The 17,233-nt window shown below is 69.5% G+C and carries 15 protein-coding genes; 5 read left to right on the top strand and 10 right to left on the bottom strand.

Annotation, left to right across the window (positions count from 1 at the left end; all coding sequences use genetic code 11):
• Positions 1-2: 2 nt before the first annotated feature.
• Both ACFXJ5_RS19075 and ACFXJ5_RS19080 read left to right on the top strand, forming a co-directional pair.
• Entirely contained in the window at positions 3-716 is a 714-nt protein-coding gene (locus tag ACFXJ5_RS19075; RefSeq protein WP_384631807.1) for a FadR/GntR family transcriptional regulator, read from the top strand.
• A gap of 179 nt (positions 717-895) precedes the next feature.
• On the top strand, positions 896-2,548 hold the full coding sequence (locus tag ACFXJ5_RS19080) for an alkaline phosphatase family protein (RefSeq protein WP_384631809.1): 1,653 nt from the start codon (positions 896-898) through the stop codon (positions 2,546-2,548).
• Here the strand turns inward: ACFXJ5_RS19080 and ACFXJ5_RS19085 are convergent.
• The 10 genes from ACFXJ5_RS19085 to ACFXJ5_RS19130 all read right to left on the bottom strand — a co-directional run bounded on the left by ACFXJ5_RS19085 (position 2,487) and on the right by ACFXJ5_RS19130 (position 11,504).
• Complete coding sequence (locus ACFXJ5_RS19085) at positions 2,487-4,520, bottom strand: primary-amine oxidase (protein WP_384631811.1); 2,034 nt, start codon at positions 4,518-4,520, stop codon at positions 2,487-2,489. The genes ACFXJ5_RS19080 and ACFXJ5_RS19085 overlap by 62 nt on opposite strands.
• Positions 4,521-4,766: 246 nt before the next feature.
• Positions 4,767-5,864 (bottom strand): hydroxyneurosporene dehydrogenase, encoded by a 1,098-nt coding sequence (locus tag ACFXJ5_RS19090; protein ID WP_384631813.1) that lies wholly within the window; start codon positions 5,862-5,864, stop codon positions 4,767-4,769.
• A 152-nt stretch (positions 5,865-6,016) separates the two neighbouring features.
• Positions 6,017-7,015: a GlxA family transcriptional regulator gene (locus ACFXJ5_RS19095; RefSeq protein WP_384631814.1), complete on the bottom strand. Its 999-nt coding sequence runs from the start codon at positions 7,013-7,015 to the stop codon at positions 6,017-6,019.
• Positions 7,012-7,659, bottom strand: a complete 648-nt coding sequence (locus ACFXJ5_RS19100) for an HD domain-containing protein (RefSeq protein ID WP_384631816.1) — start codon at positions 7,657-7,659, stop codon at positions 7,012-7,014. The genes ACFXJ5_RS19095 and ACFXJ5_RS19100 overlap by 4 nt, the downstream gene beginning before the upstream one ends.
• A 140-nt stretch (positions 7,660-7,799) precedes the next feature.
• Complete coding sequence (gene ykgO / locus ACFXJ5_RS19105) at positions 7,800-7,922, bottom strand: type B 50S ribosomal protein L36 (RefSeq protein ID WP_384631817.1); 123 nt, start codon at positions 7,920-7,922, stop codon at positions 7,800-7,802.
• 99 nt (positions 7,923-8,021) lie between these two features.
• Positions 8,022-8,642, bottom strand: coding sequence for a TetR/AcrR family transcriptional regulator (locus tag ACFXJ5_RS19110; RefSeq protein WP_384631818.1), 621 nt, complete (start codon positions 8,640-8,642; stop codon positions 8,022-8,024).
• 245 nt (positions 8,643-8,887) lie between these two features.
• Complete coding sequence (locus ACFXJ5_RS19115; RefSeq protein ID WP_384631819.1) at positions 8,888-9,259, bottom strand: cupin domain-containing protein; 372 nt, start codon at positions 9,257-9,259, stop codon at positions 8,888-8,890.
• 48 nt (positions 9,260-9,307) lie between these two features.
• On the bottom strand, positions 9,308-10,282 hold the full coding sequence (locus tag ACFXJ5_RS19120; protein WP_384631821.1) for an aldo/keto reductase: 975 nt from the start codon (positions 10,280-10,282) through the stop codon (positions 9,308-9,310).
• Entirely contained in the window at positions 10,279-11,118 is an 840-nt protein-coding gene (locus ACFXJ5_RS19125; RefSeq protein WP_384631823.1) for an amidohydrolase family protein, read from the bottom strand. The genes ACFXJ5_RS19120 and ACFXJ5_RS19125 overlap by 4 nt, the downstream gene beginning before the upstream one ends.
• Before the next feature lie 62 nt (positions 11,119-11,180).
• Positions 11,181-11,504 carry an L-rhamnose mutarotase gene (locus ACFXJ5_RS19130; RefSeq protein WP_384631825.1) on the bottom strand — a complete coding sequence of 108 codons (324 nt, stop codon included), beginning with the start codon at positions 11,502-11,504 and terminating at the stop codon, positions 11,181-11,183.
• A gap of 282 nt (positions 11,505-11,786) precedes the next feature.
• Between ACFXJ5_RS19130 and ACFXJ5_RS19135 the strand changes: the two genes are divergently transcribed.
• The 3 genes from ACFXJ5_RS19135 (at position 11,787) to ACFXJ5_RS19145 (ending at position 17,179) form a co-directional block, all read left to right on the top strand.
• Positions 11,787-12,611 carry a FadR/GntR family transcriptional regulator gene (locus ACFXJ5_RS19135; protein WP_384631828.1) on the top strand — a complete coding sequence of 275 codons (825 nt, stop codon included), beginning with the start codon at positions 11,787-11,789 and terminating at the stop codon, positions 12,609-12,611.
• Positions 12,612-12,808: 197 nt separating this feature from the next.
• The gene (locus ACFXJ5_RS19140) at positions 12,809-16,024 is read left to right on the top strand and encodes a discoidin domain-containing protein (RefSeq protein ID WP_384631911.1); all 3,216 of its coding nucleotides are present in this window, start codon (positions 12,809-12,811) and stop codon (positions 16,022-16,024) included.
• 54 nt (positions 16,025-16,078) lie between these two features.
• Positions 16,079-17,179, top strand: coding sequence for an enolase C-terminal domain-like protein (locus ACFXJ5_RS19145; RefSeq protein WP_384631830.1), 1,101 nt, complete (start codon positions 16,079-16,081; stop codon positions 17,177-17,179).
• The last annotated feature ends 54 nt before the right edge of the window (positions 17,180-17,233 follow it).

Raw genomic sequence — 17,233 nt, forward strand, 5'->3', positions numbered from 1 at the left:
CCTTGGCCGTGACCGATGAGGCGATAGCCAGTATCAAGACCATGATTCTGGCCGGTGACCTGGCGCCCGGTTCCCGCCTCCCCCGGGAGGAGGATCTCGCCGTGCAGCTGGGGCTCTCCCGCAACTCCCTGCGCGAGGCCGTCCGGGCGCTCACCGCCATGCGCATCCTCGTCGTCCGTCAGGGTGACGGCACCTACGTCTCCAGCCTCGAACCCGAGATCCTGCTCGAGACCCTGGCCTTCGCCGCCGACGTCTCCCAGGGCCGTACCGCCCTGCAACTGCTCCAGGTACGACGACTGCTGGAGCCCCCGGCGACCGAGTGGGCGGCCGCGCTGCTCATGCCGGACGACCTGCTGGCACTGCGCGACATACTCGACCGCTCCCGGTCCGCCGACACCGTGGAGGAATTCGTCGCCCTGGACATCGAGTTCCACCTGCGGATCGTCGAAGCCGTCGGCAACCCCGTGCTGTCCATGCTCCTGCGCGTGCTCTCCACCCGTACGCAGCGGGTACGCATCGTGCGCGGCAACCGGATCCGGCGGTCCCTGGACAGCGTCCACCAGGAACACGAGGACATTCTGCGCGCCCTCGAAGCCCGCGATCCGCATCTGGCCGGATCCACCGCCGCCGTGCACGTGGCCGCTGTCGAACGCTGGCTGGAGACCAACCCGGCCGACGCGGAGAGCGGCATCGGCGAAAGCGACAGGGCGCGCTGAACGGGTCGCTCAGCCGGTCGAAAAGCGGCAAAGCACGCCTCCTCGTACTTTGTCCTTGGTGAAGAGCAGACGTCGCGTTCGCTGTGCATTCATTCGCGCGCCCGTCCCGGTACGCCCGGTGCCGTTCTGATGGCTGCGGGCACCCGCCGCCCGTGCACAGCGAGCACACAGGAGTTTTCATGTCCCTTCGTTCTTCCAGGGTTGCGGCCGTTCTCGGGGCCGCCGGTATCCTGGCCGGCGCGACAGCCGCCCAGGGTTTCGCCTCAGCCGCCCCGCAGCACCGGGCCGCCGCCGCCAAGCATGTGCTGCTGATATCGGTGGACGGGCTGCACCAGTCGGACCTGGCCTGGTACACCGCCGCGCACCCGGAGTCGGCGCTGGCGCGTCTGGTCAACGGCGGCGTCGAGTACACCCACGCCAAGACCACGACGCCCTCGGACTCCTTCCCCGGCATGGTCGCGCAGGCGACCGGGGGCAGCCCCGGGACGACGGGGGTGTACTACGACGACACGTACGACGCGGCGCTGCTGCCGGCCGGGACCACCAGTTGCAAGGGCGTCAAGCCCGGTGTCGAGGTGGACCTCACCGAGGACCTGGACACGAACCAGGCGTCCATCGACGCAGGGCAGGGTCTCCAGGGCCTGCCGGACAGCATCCTGTCGATGACCGGCAACCCGGTGAGCCTGATCGACCCCGCAAAACTGCCGGTCGACCCCACGACCTGCAAGCCGGTCTACCCGCACTCGTACCTCAAGGTGAACACCATCTTCGAGGTGGCCCGCAAGGCGGGCCTGCGGACGGCGTGGTCGGACAAGCACGCCGCGTACGACATCCTCAGCGGCCCGTCGGGCACCGGCATCCAGGACCTGTTCACGCCGGAGATCAACAGCGACGCCCTCGGCTACGCCGCCGGGAACGACTGGACGACGGACAACAAGGCCACCGAGCAGTACGACGGCTACAAGGTGAAGGCCGTCCTCAACGAGATCGACGGGTACGACCACAGCCGCGCCCACAAGGCCGGCACCCCGGCGATCTTCGGTCTGAACTTCCAGTCGGTCTCCACCGCGCAGAAGCTGCCCACCTCGGAAGGCCTCAAGGGCGGCTACACGTCCAAGAACGTCCCCGGGCCGCTCCTGGCGAAGAACCTGGACTTCGTCAACGCCGAGATCGGCGCGCTGACTGCCGAGATCAGCAAGCAGCACCTGGCCGGCAGCACCACGGTCATCCTCTCGGCGAAGCACGGCCAGTCCCCCACCGACCCCGCCGCGCTGACCCGGGTCGACGACGGTCCGCTGCTGGACGGCCTCAACGCCGCCTGGAAGAAGGCCCATCCCGCAGCCGGTGACCTGGTGGCGCACGCCGTGGACGACGACGGCATGCTGCTGTGGCTGAACGACCGGTCCAAGGCCGCCACCGACTTCGCCAAGACGTACCTGCTCGCGCAGAGCGGCACCGGCACCGACATCGACGCCAAGCCCAAGGCCTTCACCCACGGCGGCCTGAGCAAGGTCTACGCCGGTAAGGCCGCGGCCGACTACTTCGGCGTCAAGGCCGGCGACGCCCGGGTCCCGGACGTCTTCGGCCTCGCGCAGTACGGCGTCGTCTACACCGGCGGCACCAAGAAGGTCGCCGAGCACGGCGGCGCCCACTCCGACGACCTGAACGTCCCCCTGGTCGTCTCCGGCGCCTCGGCTCCGCACGGGGTGCGCGACTCCTCGGCCGTTCAGACCAAGCAGATCGCGCCGACGATCCTGAAGCTGCTCGGGCTCAACCCCCGCTCGCTGCAGGCCGTTCGTGATGAGCACACCCAGGTGCTGCCGGTCCGCTGACGCTGTGGCACGACGGCGTCTCGGCGGGCAGGTCCAGCATGGGGTTGCCGTCGAAGAAGCCGAACGGCTTGAGGTGGAAGCCCACCCGGGTCACCGGCATCACCGGCCAGTCCTCGGGGCGCACCACGTGGTGCGCCCCGATGGTGTACCAGAGGACGAGGTCGGCGTCGGTCAGCGGGCGGTCGCCGGCGGTGTAGGCGACCAGCCCGTCGGGGCCGGGGTTCTGCGCGACGTAGTCACCGGCCGCGTACCGCTCGGCCGGGTCGTAGGGCGTGGCCCACAGCTGGCGGGTGGCGAAGCCGCCGCGGGACGCCTGCTGGGATCCGTCCTGCCAGAGCGGCGCGGTGTAGGCGCCGGGCTCGATCTTGTACGCCGGTGCGGTGCCCAGTGCGGTGGTGGTGTCGGCACTGGCGATCAGCCAGGCGCGCCCGCGCAGCGGGTCGGGGAGCCGTTGCGCCTCCGCCTCGGAGGTCAGGTGCGTCCTGCGGGTGCGCCAGGCGTTGCCGTACGGATTGGTCGGGCCGGCGGGTTCGGCCACGGACTCGACCTCGTAGAGATTGTTGCGGTCGGAGTCGACCCGGGTGTCCATGCGGACGCTGAAGTAGTGCTCGTGGTTGGGCGCGTAGAGCCCCGGGGCGAGCAGGGTGCCGAACTCGGGCTGTGTCACGCCGTCGGCGAGCGCCCCGACGGACAGAACGCCGGTCAGCTTGATCTCGAACTCGATCGAGCCGTCGAGGTAGAGGTGCCAGTAGAAGCCGTACTCGTAGTTGCCGACAGTGGCGACGAAGGAGATGACCAGCCGCCTGTTGCGCCGCACCTCGCCGCGTTCGGTGCGGAAGTCGGTGTGCTTCCAGCCGATCGAGGCGTCCTCTTCGTGCATGCAGATCGCGTTGCCGATCCGGACCGGCGCTCCGTCCTGGTCGTTGACGTATCCGTCGAAGTAGTGGATCTCGCCGAGGCAGTCGCAGCCGAGTTCGAGGGAGTTGGCCAGCCAGCCGAGGCCGTACTCGCCCTCGTCGAAGACGTTCTTGTTCCAGTGGGTCGGTGCGGGGTCGCCGTACGGTACGTACATCTCGGACAGCGAGACCCGGTACAGGACGGGCCGCAACACGCCCTTGTCCACGTAGCCGATGTCGTGCAGGACGAGGCCTTCGCGCGGGGTGAAGCCGATGCGCAGCCGCCAGTTGGCCCACTCGACGGAGTGCCCGTCGACCCGGAAGGACGGCCCTTCGGGCTGGGTGATCGAGATCGGCTTCAGCGGCGCGCGCACCTGGTCGAAGGCGGGGACATTGCCGGGGGCTTTCATCAACTCCGGGTAGTAGTTGCCCGGTTGCGGGGGCAGCGGGACGACTCCGTGGTCGACGACCTCGATGACGGTCATGGTGTCCAGATCGACGGTGACGATCAGGCCCTCGACCGGGCGGGCGTATCCGTTGTCGTCGGGTCCGGAGCGGACGAAGGTCAGCGGGCGGGCGATGCGGCGCAGCGACGGGTCGTCCTCGGGGCCGGTGTACCCGCCGGCCCACGGGTCGATCATGGCGAGCGAGAAGTCCTCGACGCCCCGCAGCCGCATCGCCGCCTGCCATCGCTCGTCCGCGCTGACCAGCTTCTCGCAGGCCATGAACTCCTCGGACATCATGGGCGGCTGGACGCCCTCCACCGTCCGCAGGGACACCACCTCGCCACGCGTGAGCGAGACGACGGCCTCGTACGTGGCCCGCAGACTCGGGTGGCGCAGCAGCGCGGCCGCCTGCCGGTCCCAGCCGGCGCCGGGACTCCAGCCGTGGACGACGTCCTTGGCCGGCTCGGCCAGCTCGACGTACACGAAGCGGGTTCCGGCGGGCAGCCGGCCGCTCGCGCCGAGCACCGCGCTGGTGCGGGCGATCTCGTCGGCGGTCAGGGGCTCCAGGGGGTGAGCTGCCGGTGGTGTCGACGGCTGGGCGGTGCCGGGGTGTTCTGCTGCGACGGTCATGGCTGTCCTGCCCTTCGCCGTGGGTCATCAGGTCCGTGCGGCGATGCTAGGAAGTTCCTATTTCGGGCGATCGCAGGTTGTTGTTTCCGATTCCGGCAAGCGCGGGGACCTTGCGTGCTTCGTCGTGGGCGGTGAGGTTGACGCGGCTGTGCCGGTCGGCGCGGTCGCCTGCACCGCCGGGGGTCTGAGCCGGCTGGGTGATCTTTAAACTGCTTGGGCAATTCCCCGCGCCGTGTGCCGCCGCGGTCAGGGGCGGGCCTTGCCGAAGTACATGAGCTCCCACAGCGCGTGGTCGGTGTAGCTCTCCGCCAGCTCGTCCTCCTCGTAGCGCTCGATGCGCAGCTCGCCGGCGAACCGCAGGTAGGCGCCGTCGAAACCGACGAGCCTGGCGGCGGCCTTCTTGAGGCCCTTGAGGTCGTCGACGAACTTGTTGGCGGCGAGGTCGGTGTGGCGGGTGCAGGTGATGACGTACCGCTCGTCGCCGTCGGTGTACGTGTAGCGGGTGATGTTGTCCACCGGCTTGCCGGTCTTCGTGTCGGTGTAGCGGCCCAGCGCCTCGAAGGTGACCTGGCCTGCGTCGTCGGCGATCAGCTTTCCGTCGCGGGCCAGCATGAACACCGGCAGCGCCGAGTATCCGAAGCGCTTCTGCGCGGTGATGTACGAGGCGATCACGGAGTAGGGGCCGGCCGCGCCACGCGCCCAGTACCAGTGGTGCATGAGGTCGAGCATGGAGGCGTTGCCCCAGTTGTGGTCGTGGTAGCCGACGCCCGTGACGGTGTGGCTGTCGCCGCCTGCGCCGTACGTCACCTCGACCACTCCCTGCGGTACCGCCGGCAGCCACGCGAAGTAGCTCTCGCCCTCCTCGCCGAAGAGCCAGTGGCCGGTCTCGGGACGCCAGGCCGGCACCTGCCCGGTCAGCGTGAGGTCGACCTCGACGTCCTCGACGCGGGCACGGACGGTGTACGTGTGCAGGTCGCCCGCGAACACGTTGTCGCCGATGCGGACGTCGCAGGTCCGGGTGGAGGCGGAGAAGGACTCGGCGGGCAGCTCGGCGAGCTTGTCGACCTGGGTGCCGTCGGGCAGGGTCAGGTCGATCCGGATCACCGGGCTGAGCGGCTTGGCGAGGTCGGTGAACTCCTTGGTCATGAAGACCACGACGAGCTTCGCGCCGTCGTCCAGCTGCGCGTCGAAGTACCACCACTCGTACGTGCCCTGGGAACCGTCGGTGCGCATGCCGTCCTCCGACGGCTTGATCACGCGGGGCTCGATGCCGAGCCGCGCGTACTCCTCGGGAGTGCTGCCCACACGAGCCGGGACGGGCGTGGCCGCGCTGGTGCGGGACATGGGGGTCACGCTCCTCTCGAGGGCGACACCGGGGCACTAATTAGCCAGATGTCTATTTTTAGCCCTTGGGTATTCTGCGGGCATTTACCCCACTCAGGCAACAAGAAGGACGTCATGGCCCGGGCCGCAGCGGCCCCACGCCGTCCGAGGCGTCAGGGGTGCACAGGCGCCGGCGTGAAAGCCGTCGTCCGGAAACGGGCCCGGTACGCGGTGGGCGAGATCCCCAGGCTGTGCTGAAAGGCGCGGCGCATGGATTCCGCCGACCCGAATCCCGACTTCTCCGCGACGGTGTCGACCGCTTCGCTGCCGGCTTCGAGGAGTGCTTGGGCGGCTTCGAGCCGTACGGATTCGAGGTACTGCCACACGGTCATGCCGGTCTCCGTGCGGAACAGCCTGGTGAGATGGCGCGCGCTGACGCCGGCCTGCTGCGCCAGGGTCTCCAGGCTCTGCAAGGTGCCGGGGTCGGCGCCGACGGTGTCCATGATGTGCCGGACCGCCGGGTGGGCCGCCTCAGGGGAGTTGAGGCGGGCGCTGAACTGGGACTGTCCTCCCGGGCGGGCCATGAAGACCACGAGTTCCCGGGCGACGCTGCGCGCGACGTCCGCGCCGTAGTCCTCCTCGACCAGGGCCAGTGAGAGATCGATTCCCGCTGTGACACCGGCGGAGGAGATGACCTTGCCATCCCGTACGAAGATCGGGTCCTCTTCGACCCTGACCAGGGGATAAGCGGTGGCCAGGTCCCTCGCGAGCTGCCAGTGGGTTACCGCTCGACGGCCGTCCAGGACCCCGGTCTCCGCCACGAGGAAGGCTCCCGCGCACACCGACGCGATCCGCCTGGAACGCCCCGCCAGCCGCGCCACCTCGGCCACGAGGCCGCGATCGGTCACAGCCTGTCGCCAGTCCTTCCTCCCCGGTACGAGCAGAGTCCCCAGCCGCGGCGGCAGATCCTGCCACCCGCCCTCCACCCCGAGGCGCACTCCGGAGGAGGTGCGGACGTCCTCGCCCGTAGGGGACACGAGGCGTACGTCATAGCGGGCGCCGTAGGAATTGGCCGTCGTGAACACTTCGACGGGCCCGGTCACATCGAGCAGCTGGGCCCCGTCGAAGGCCACGACCGCCACCACGTGCGCCGGGCCGGTTCCGGAGGTCACTCGGGCCACGGCGAGTCCAGGATGGTGCGGACGAAGTCCCCACGTTCGAAGCCCGGCACGTAGTGCTCCAGTACGTCCGCCTTGACGTTGCCGAACGTCGTTTCCGGCTTCGGGCGGATCCCGTCGGTGAAGGCGCCGAGGATCCGCTGCTTGAAGTCCGGACGAGGATGCAGAGCCACGATCTCCGCACGGTCGGCGTCGGAGACGTCGTGGTACCCGATGCCGAGTACGTCGTACTCCACGCCGGCGGTCACCAGCGCCACTTCGGGCTCCATGTACTCGGGGATCCCCGGCGTGGTGTGCAAAGCGATGGCGGTCCACACCCTGCGGACGCTGTCCTCGGGGACATGGTGGGCCTGCAGGAAGCGCCGCGCCTCGTCCGCGCTGTCGACCTCGAAGCGGCGGCCACTGGAGCGGAAGCGCTCGCCCAGTCCGAGGTCGTGGAACATGGCGCCGACGTAGAGCAGCTCGGGGTCGAAGCTCAGGTCGCGGTTTCGGCCCTGCAGGGAACCGAACCAGTAGACGCGGCGGGAGTGGTTGTAGACGAGTTCGCTGGTCGTGTCCCGGACCAGCTGGGTCACGTCCTGGGCGAGCTTCGTGTCGGGCGCGCTCACTCCGGCTATCTGGTCTGAGGAGGTGGTCATCACGTTCACCCACGCTTCCGGTCGGAAATCGGGCCGGGCTTTCCGGCCACTCAGACCAGCTTCTGCCTGTGGGACCCGCCTCACCATGGCTCAAAGGCCGGGTAGCCCACAGATACGGACACCGCGAGCTGCGCCGCTCCTCAGCCCTGGCGGGCCTTGAACCGCGGGTCCTTCTTGTTGATGACGAACACCCTGCCGCGCCGGCGCACGATCTGCGCCCCCGGCTTGGCCTTCAACGCACGTAGCGACTGTCGGACCTTCATGGTGGTGCCTCTCTCTCCGCGGCGCGCAAGCGCCACGGTCATGACAACCCACCCGCGGCCTCGTTGATTCCCCGGGTCACCGGAGCCGGAGGGGCGACATCACTCCCGCGCCCCACCGCCGCCGCGCCTGGCCTTCTCCAGGCCGTCGAGTACGAGACCCAGCCCGAACCGGAACTCCCCTTCGACCGGCACACCGGTGAGGTCGTCGGCGGCGGCTGTCGTGGCCGGGTAGGTCGCCGGGTCGAGTGAACGGTAGTAATCGCGCAGCAATGCCTCGTCCTCCGGGCGGGGCGCACCCGGCCCGTGCTGCTGAATGGCGAACCCGATGACGTAGTGACCGATCGCGGTGAAGGCTCGCGCGGCCAGGTCCACCGGGAATCCATAGCCGAGCAGAAGGCTCAGGGTCCGCTCCCGGTTGACCAGGCCGTGCGGGCCGACGGGCACCTGGGCCACCAGAAGGGGCAGCACATGGGGATGCCGGCGCACGGTGCGGTAAAAGGCCTCCGCTCCCATCTCGACGGCTTCCCGCCAGGACAGCCCGTCGGGGACTTCGGAGGGCACCGGCACCTCACCGAGGACGCGGTCCGCTACGTGGGCGAGCAGTTCGTCCTTGCCGGCGAAGTGCCGGTACAGGGTCGCCGTGCCCGAATCCAGGGCATCGGCCAGCATGCGCAGGGTCAGCGCCTGCACTCCGACCTCGTCGACGAGCTTCAGAGCCATGTCGACGATCCGGCCGACATCGACGGGCGGGCGACCTCGGCGGTAGGCAGGAGCGGGCGCCTGACTGGCCCACCAGGCGGGAGTGCCCGGGGCGGCTGACGGCTCTGGGGTCACGGCGATTGTCTCCTCGGCCCACTCATACGGAGTCGATGCATCCAAAATAGTCTTTTCGGTGCTAGCGTAGCCGTTACGCCGACCAGCTCGGCGCTCACGTACGCGCCCAGCGCTTTCGGATGAGCGGCACTTCACCGCGGCCGGTAGCGGACCTCGAGCATCACGCACCCGGTGCTCGTACGGTAGGGGCCGTGCGGCATGCCGGGCGGCCGGGACGCGTAGTGGCCGGCGGTGAAGGTCCTGCCCAGCGTGAGATCCTCCAATTCGCCTTCGAGCAGGAAGACCTCCTCGTAGTACGCGTGCCGGATCACCCCGGCGGCCGAGGTGTCGAGTCCGGGCGCCCAGCGGGCCAGCCGGGTGAGTTCGGCCCCGTCGCCGGAGGGGGCCGAGCTGAGGAGGCGTTCCGAGACGCCGGGCGCCCCCTCGGCGTCCGACCAGGGCACCTCGTCCGCGTCGAAGAACTCGTGCTCGTCCTTCAGGTCAGGCTGCGCGTCGGATTCCATTCGGCACTTCCTTCCGTGATCCGCTGTCCATTCCAGCAGGGCCTGCCGTCACCCCGCCAGTTCCTCGGTGATCGCCGCGATCGCGCGCCAGGCGTCCTCGGGCAGGTCCGTCGTGGCCCAGGCCGCGGCGGACTCCGCCTGGGCGGGCGAACGGACACCGGCGACGACGCAGGCCACGGCCGGGTGGCGCAGCGGGAACCGCATCGCGGCGTGCGGGAGGGTGACCCCCTGCCGCTCGCAGACCTCGGCAAGGGCCCGGGCGTGCCGCAGGACCGGCGCGGGCGCCGGGCCGTAGTCGAAATGGGCGTCGCCGGGGGGCCAGGGCTGGGCCAGCAGGCCTGAGTTGAACGGCGCGGCGGCGACCACCGACACGCCCCGCTCGGCGCAGGCGTCGAGCAAGGGGCCGGCGGTGCGGTCGACCAGGGTCCAGCGCCCGGCCACCATGACGGCGTCCACGTCCGCCTCGGTCACGATCCGCAGCAGCGGTGCGACGGAGTTCATGCCCGCCCCGATCGCGCCGATGACGCCTTGGTCGCGCAGTTCCGCCAGGGCCGGGAGCGCCTCGCCGATCGCGGCGTCGAGGTGGTCGTCCGGGTCGTGGACGTAGACGATGTCGACACGGTCCAGGCCGAGCCGCCCCAGGCTGGCCTCCAGGCTGCGCCGGACACCGTCGCCGGAGTAGTCCGGCCGCCGGACCAGCGTGTCGGGGACCGCGAATCCCCCGGCCGCCAGGTCCGATCCGGTGGGGGCGGGATTGGGCTCCAGCAGTCGGCCGACCTTGGTCGAGACGGTGAACTCCGCGCGGGGCCGGCCGGCGATCGCCGCGCCCAGCCGTCGTTCGGACAGGCCGAGGCCGTAGTGCGGGGCGGTGTCGAAGTAGCGGACACCGCTGTCCCAGGCGGCGTCGATGGTGGCACGGGCCTCGTCGTCACCGAGCGGGCTGTAGAGGTTGCCGATCGGTGCCGCGCCGAAGCCGAGGGCGCTCGTCCGAGCCGAAGTGCGGCCGAGCCAACGCGCGATCATGCGGTGATCCCGTACCAGTCGGCCGCGGTGCTGCCGAATACCGCGGCCCGCTCCGACGGGCTCAGCGCCGCGGTGAGCTTCTCGGCGACGCCGATCACCTCGTCGTAGCCGGCCGCGAGCAAGCACACCGGCCAGTCCGACCCGTACATCAGGCGGTCGGGGCCCAGAGCATCCAACAGGACATCGGCGTACGGGCGCAGAGCCGCCGCGCCCAACGGCAACGGCGCGGTCCTGGTCACCAGGCCGGAGAACTTCACCGCGGCGTTCGGGCACGCGGCGAGCGCGGTCAGCTGGGCGGCCCACGGCGAGAGCGCGTCGGGCCGGATCTCGGGGTTGCCCGCGTGGTCGAGGACGAACCGTACGTCGGGCAGGTCCGCGACGGTCCGTACGGCGGCGGCCAACTGGTCAGGGCGGACCAGCAGTTCGTACACGAGTCCCGCAGCACCGGCCGACGCGATGCCCCGGCGGACCTCGGGGCGCAGCAGCCAGTCCGGGTCGGCCTCGTCCTGCACGCCGTGCCGGACGCCGACGAGCGCTTCGCCGCCGGGCAGTTCGCGCAGCCGGGCGAGCCGGTCGCCGACATCCGGTGCGGTCAGCTCGACCCAGCCGACGACGGCGGCCACGAGGGGATCTGCCGCCGCCAGCCGGAGCAGCTCCGGCGTCTCCGGCTCGACGGGGAGGGTCTGGACCACCACGGTGGCGTCGATCCGGTGCTCGCGCAGGGCCGGCCGCAGCTCGTCGACGGTGAACGTCCTTCGCAGCAGCGGGATGTCCGTGGTCCACGGCTGCTCCCGCACGGCGAGGTCCCAGACGTGGTGATGGGCGTCGATGCGCACGGCTGCGCCTTTCGCTCGGGGTGGTGGAGGGGAACGGAGAGGCGGTGCGGCCGGCCGGGGCGTCAGTCGAGGTGGAAGACCTCTTCGGCGGGCGCCCACCACTCCCCCGCGGCGGCGCTGTCCACCGGCTGCTGGCAGGGGTCAGTCCGCGCCCACCACTCCCGCGTGACCGGGTCGGCGGCGATCGAGGCGGTGTCGGCGGCGTAGTCGTCGCCGGTGTACTCCAGGTAGCTGAAGAGCAGGCCGTCACGCAGATAGATCGAGTAGTTGCCGATGTTGGCCCGCTTCAGCGCGGCGAGCACACCAGGCCAGGCGTCGGCGTGCAGGGCGCGGTACTCGGCCTCTTTCTCCGGACGCAGTCGGATCACCGCCGCGAATCGCTTCATCCCCTCAACCCTTCGCCCCGGGGCGTGGTCCTGGGGCGAGCCGTGCGCCGCCTGGATCGCCCGCTTCAGAAGCATCTGTTCAATCCGGCTGGATGGACCATATGTATCGGAGGATCCCTACGCAATGCCCGGCCTTGCGATGGGCCGTTTTGTCCCCTTGTTTCCACAGGATTACGCGCTCGACCGGCAAAGTTCGCCGCGGCTCTTCCCTCCCGGATGCGCCGGTGCCATAGTGGCGGCGCAAATAGATCTGATTCATCTGAGCAACGAGGAGGTTGCCCGGTGCCAGGCACAGCCAACGCCGAATCCGGAGGACCGGACGACGCGTCAGATCGATACCGCCCGGGCTACGAACTGGTCGCGGAGCGGCTGCTGAACTACATCGCCGAGCAGAACCTGCTCCCCGGCGACCGGCTGCCGACCGAGCAGGGACTCGCGGAAATCCTCGGTGCGACCCGCAACGTCACCCGTGAAGCGGTCAAGGTCCTGGCGGCGATCGGCCGGCTGAGCGTCCGCAAGGGCGCGGGCATCTTCGTCTCCGCGTCGCCCGGCGCGCTGGCCGACGACCAGCTCGCGCACTTCCAGCCGACCAGCATGGAGCACCTCCTGATGCTCCTGGACTACCGTCGCCTGATCGAGTCCGAGACGGCGCGGCGCGCCGCGACCCTCGCCACCCCGATCGAGGTCCGGGCGATGCGGGAGAGCGCCGAGGCCTCACTCGAGGCCGGGAAGGCGGGAGACGCCGAGGCGTTCGCCCGCGCCGACGCGCTGTTCCACGATTCCGTCAGCGTCGCCGCCCACAACGTGTTCCTGCGGTCGAGCGTCGCCAACATCCGGCGTTTAATCTCCCAGTCGGACGTGCTGCTCTTCCACGGCGACGTACCCGGCTCGCTGGAGGTCGCAGGCAACCAGCACCTCGGCATCGTCGAGGCCATCGCCGCAGGTGAGGTGGACACCGCCGCGGAGCTGATGACGGCGCACATCGACACCACGCAGCACCAGTTCGAACGCAAGATCCGGGACCGGCTCTTCAACCTGGCCCGGCGCACCGACGCGCAGTCCGCGACCGCGTCGAAGCAGCAGGCACCGGAGACGTCCGCTTCGTAGCGAACGCCCGTGCATTGCCCCGGGGCCGCCCGCACCAGCGGACGCCCCCGGGGCGCACTGAGCCCGCGTCGCGGGCTGACTCAACCGCCTCCCCCGGCAGTCCGATTGGAATTTCAGTGTCGAAATTTCCTGCCCTGCTCCGCGTCCGTATGCGGAGAACCGCCATAATCGCCGGATTGGCCCTCGCCGCAACGGCGATGGCGCCGATCGGTGTCGCCGCGGCAAAGTCCGCAACCTCGGCTCCCCCGGCCCTGAACGTCTACGTCTCCCCCACCCAGGGCAACGACACCGGGGCCGGCACCGCCTCGCACCCGTTCAAGACGCTGACGAAGGCCAGGGACTTCGTCCGCACGATCAACCGCAATATGCAGCGGGACATCCATGTCGAGCTGCTGAGCGGTACGTACACGCTGACCGACACCTTCAAGCTGACCAGCGCGGACTCCGGCACCAACGGCCACCGCATCGTCTACGAGGCCGCACCCGGCGCGAAGCCGGTCGTCAGCGGCGGCTCGTCCGTCACGGGATGGACCCTGGCCGATTCCGCGCACAACGTCTACAAGGCCCACGTCGGGAACATCGACACCCGCCAGCTGTACGTCAACGGCGAGCTGGAGACGCGCGCCCGAGGCGCGAAGGACCCCTCCGGCTTCACCAAGACCTCGACCGGCTACACGATCACCGACACCAGCCTGGACAACTACAAGAACCAGTCGGACATGGAGGTCGTCAGCCGCTGGGGCTGGATGCTCATGCGGTGCCCGGTCCAGTCGATCGTCGGCACCACGATGACGGTGCAGCAGCCGTGCTTCCACAACGCCAACCTGCACCAGGGTGAGGAGATCCAGAACCCGACCTGGCTGGAGAACGCCCGCGAGCTGCTGGACACCCCCGGCGAGTGGTACCTCGACAAGAGCGCGGGCGATCTGTACTACATGCCCAAGTCCGGCCAGAACCTCGCGACCGCGACGGTGACCGTGCCGCGCGTCCAGGACCTGGTGGACCTGAACGGCACCATCTCCGCCCCGGTGAGCAACGTCTCGTTCCAGGGCATCACCTTCTCCTACTCGACCTGGCTCGCGCCCAGCTCCAGCGACGGCCTGATCGAGGGCCAGGCGGGCTTCCGCATCGTCGGCTCCGACAACCCGGACTTCGACTCCACCCGGCTGAACTGGGTCAAGACGCCCGGCGCGGTCAATGTGAGCTACGGCCACGATGTGTCGTTCCAGGACAACACCTTCACCCACCTCGGCGCGGTCGGGCTGAACCTCAACACCGGCACCCAGGGCACCACGATCAACGGCAACGTCTTCAAGGAGATAGCCGCGACCGGCATCCAGGTCGGCGGCACCGACGTCATCGACCACCACCCCACCGACCCCCGGTCGATCACCAAGGACACCACGGTCAGCAACAACGTCGTCACCAACGTGGCCGACCAGTACACCGGCTCACTGGGCATCATGGCCGCCTACACCGACCACACCGTCATCACCCACAACAAGGTCTACGACCTCCCCTACAGCGGCATCTCCGTCGGCTGGGGCTGGGGTCTCACCGACAAGGGCGGCGACACCAACTACCCCGGCAACTCGGGCGTCCCGGTCTACGACACGCCGACCACCAGCCAGAACAACGTGATCAGCGACAACGAGATCAGCGACATCATGAAGCTCCAGGCGGACGGCGGAGCCATCTACACGCTGAGCTCCAACCCCGGCGGCGTCGTGTCCGGCAACTACATCAGCGACATCCCCTCCCCTGCCTACGGCGCCATCTACCAGGACGAGGGCAGCCGGTACTGGCACCTCACGGACAACGCCTTCTGCGACGTGTCCTACCAGTGGCTGCTGATGAACCACGGCATGGACAACACGGTCGACTACAACTTCACCTCCCAGCCCAAGTTCTCCACGCAGTTCAACAGCACCGGCGACACGATCACCAACAACACCACCGTGGACGGCTGCAACCAGCTGCCCGCCTCGATCGTCGACAACGCCGGCCTCCAGCCGCAGTACCAGCACCTCGACCCCGACCCGGTGAGCAGCGACACGACGGCGCCCACCGCCCCCGGCAAGCCTGACGCGGTGACGAACTTCCCGACCGTCGCCGACCTCAGCTGGGCCGCCTCCCAGGACAGCACCGGCGTCACCGGATACGCGATCTACCGCGACGGCAAGCTGGTCAGCGCCTCCACCGACCCGAAGGTACGTATCCCCGGCCTGAAGGCAGGCTCGACGTACAGCTTCACGGTCACCGCGCGTGACGCGGCCGGTAACGAGTCCGCGCCCGGCCCGGCGGTCTCGGTGACCATGCCGTCCGGTGGCGACCTCGCCCTGAACAAGCCGGTCACCGTCTCCTCGTACTCCGACCCCAACACCCCCGACCTCGCGGTGGACGGCGATCTGTCCACCCGCTGGGCCCAGGGCCTCGGCCTGCCGGACCCGTCCTGGATCCAGGTGGACCTCGGCGCCCGGTACGACGTGACCGGCGCCATCACCACCTTCGAGAAGGCCGGCGGCTACAAGTACCGGCTCGAGGTGTCGTCGGACCAGGACCACTGGACGACGCTGGAGGACCACACCGGCTCGGCCACCACCGAGGCCACCAACTACTCCTCGGCCGCCGAGCCGGTCACCGGACGCTATCTGCGGCTCACCGTCACGGGCTCGAACTACAACGGCGGCAGCATCTACGAGCTCGGGGCCTACGGCACCCCCGCGGCGCCGAACACCGACACCCAGGCCCCCGACGCCCCCGGCAAGCCGACCGTCACCCCGCTGCTGCCCGGCGTCGCCGACGTCAGCTGGCCCGCCGCCACGGACAACGTCGGCGTCACCAACTACGACGTCTACCAGGACGGCAAGCGGATCGCGACCACCGACAAGACCACCACGCGGGTCACCGGCCTGAAGGCGCAGACCGCCTACAGCTTCACCGTCGTGGCCCTGGACGCGGCACTCAACGCGTCCGACCCCAGCCCGGCCGCGAACATCACCATGCCGGCCGACAACGACCTCGCCCTGAACAAGCCGGTCACCGTCTCCTCCTACTCCGACCCCAACACCCCCGACCTCGCGGTGGACGGCGATCTGTCCACCCGCTGGGCCCAGGGCCTCGGCCTGCCGGACCCGTCCTGGATCCAGGTGGACCTCGGCAAGGTCTCATCGCTCTCCAGCGTGGTCACCACCTTCGAGAAGTCGAGCGGCTACAAGTACCTCCTGGAGTACTCCAGCGACGGCCTTAACTGGTCCGCCCTGGACGACCACACCGCCACCGACACCTCCTCGTCGGCGAACTACTCCATCGCCCCCTCGCCGGTCTCCGCCCGCTTCGTGCGGCTCACCGTCACCGGGTCGAACTACAACGGCGGCAGCATCTACGAACTCCAGGCGTACGGCGACTTCTGACCCGCGCCCGCACGGCCGGACAGCCTGTCCGATCAACAGAAACAGAAAGTCAGCATGAAGATCACCCATGTGGAAGTCCACCGGATCGACGTTCCGGCAGCCAATCCTCCGTTCCGCTGGCGGCACGGACTGGGCGGCAGCGCTCCGGCGGGCCATGGCGCGGTCCTGCGGATCGGCACCGACGAGGGCGCCGAAGGCGTGGCGCTGTTCGCCCGGCCGGGGGCGGCGGCCATGCTCGAGGACCTGGTGGAACGGGTCTTCCGCGAGGAGCTGATCGGACAGGACCCCTTCCAGCGCGAATGGCTCTGGCACCGGGTATGGGAACTCGACCGCATCCAGGAGCTTCCGCTCCCCACGTTCGGTCTCATCGACACCGCCCTGTGGGACCTCGCCGCACGGGTGGCCGGCCGGCCCGTCTGGCAGGTCCTCGGCGGATTCCGCAGGGAGATACCGGCCTACGCCTCCACCTCGACCTTCGCGACGACCGAGGAGTTCCTCGACGTCGCGGACCAGTGCCTCGCCCTCGGCTACCGGGGCATCAAGCTCCACGCCTGGGGCGATGCCCGCAAGGACGCGGAGCTCTGCCTCGCCCTGCGGAAGCACGTCGGCCCCGACGTGCCCCTGATGTACGACGGCTCGGCCGGCTTCGACCTGCCGGACGCCATCTACCTGGGCCGGGCGCTCGCCGAGGCGGACTACCTCTGGTACGAGGAGCCGATGCGCGAGTTCAGCATCAGCGCCTACCAGAAACTCGCCGAATCCGTGTCCATCCCCCTCCTGGTCGCCGAGACCTCGGACGGCGCCCACATGAACTCCGCCGACTTCATCAAGGCGGGCGCCGCCACCTTCGGCGTACGGGTAAGCACCAACCTGCGCGGCGGGATCACCGGAGCCATGCGCACCGCCCACCTCGCCGACGCCTACCGGATCCGCGCCGAGGTGCACGGCTCCGACATCCCCAACCACCACCTGTGCATGGCGATCTCCAACACCACCTATTACGAGTCCCTGGTGACCGCGACCACGGTCCGCCGGGAGCGGCACGTGGACGACCAGGGCCTCGTGCACGCACCCACCGAGCCGGGGATCGCCCTGCCACACGATTTCGAGTACGGCAAGGAACTCCAGCCGTTCATCGAGGGAGCCTCCGGCTGACGGTGCCGCCAGACCGCCGCTTCCCGCAACACCATCGGCACCTCACCCGCTTCA

Source organism: Streptomyces sp. NPDC059373, from assembly GCF_042751495.1.
GTDB lineage: Bacteria > Actinomycetota > Actinomycetes > Streptomycetales > Streptomycetaceae > Actinacidiphila.

Coding starts and splice junctions, on each gene's coding strand:
- ACFXJ5_RS19085 (WP_384631811.1), bottom strand. CDS start 4,520: ATGACCGTCGCAGCAGAACACCCCGGCACCGCCCAGCCGTCGACACCA.
- ACFXJ5_RS19100 (WP_384631816.1), bottom strand. CDS start 7,659: ATGACCACCTCCTCAGACCAGATAGCCGGAGTGAGCGCGCCCGACACG.
- ACFXJ5_RS19080 (WP_384631809.1), top strand. CDS start 896: ATGTCCCTTCGTTCTTCCAGGGTTGCGGCCGTTCTCGGGGCCGCCGGT.
- ACFXJ5_RS19130 (WP_384631825.1), bottom strand. CDS start 11,504: ATGAAGCGATTCGCGGCGGTGATCCGACTGCGTCCGGAGAAAGAGGCC.
- ACFXJ5_RS19120 (WP_384631821.1), bottom strand. CDS start 10,282: ATGATCGCGCGTTGGCTCGGCCGCACTTCGGCTCGGACGAGCGCCCTC.
- ACFXJ5_RS19145 (WP_384631830.1), top strand. CDS start 16,079: ATGAAGATCACCCATGTGGAAGTCCACCGGATCGACGTTCCGGCAGCC.
- ACFXJ5_RS19140 (WP_384631911.1), top strand. CDS start 12,809: ATGGCGCCGATCGGTGTCGCCGCGGCAAAGTCCGCAACCTCGGCTCCC.
- ACFXJ5_RS19115 (WP_384631819.1), bottom strand. CDS start 9,259: ATGGAATCCGACGCGCAGCCTGACCTGAAGGACGAGCACGAGTTCTTC.
- ACFXJ5_RS19110 (WP_384631818.1), bottom strand. CDS start 8,642: ATGGCTCTGAAGCTCGTCGACGAGGTCGGAGTGCAGGCGCTGACCCTG.
- ACFXJ5_RS19090 (WP_384631813.1), bottom strand. CDS start 5,864: ATGTCCCGCACCAGCGCGGCCACGCCCGTCCCGGCTCGTGTGGGCAGC.
- ykgO (WP_384631817.1), bottom strand. CDS start 7,922: ATGAAGGTCCGACAGTCGCTACGTGCGTTGAAGGCCAAGCCGGGGGCG.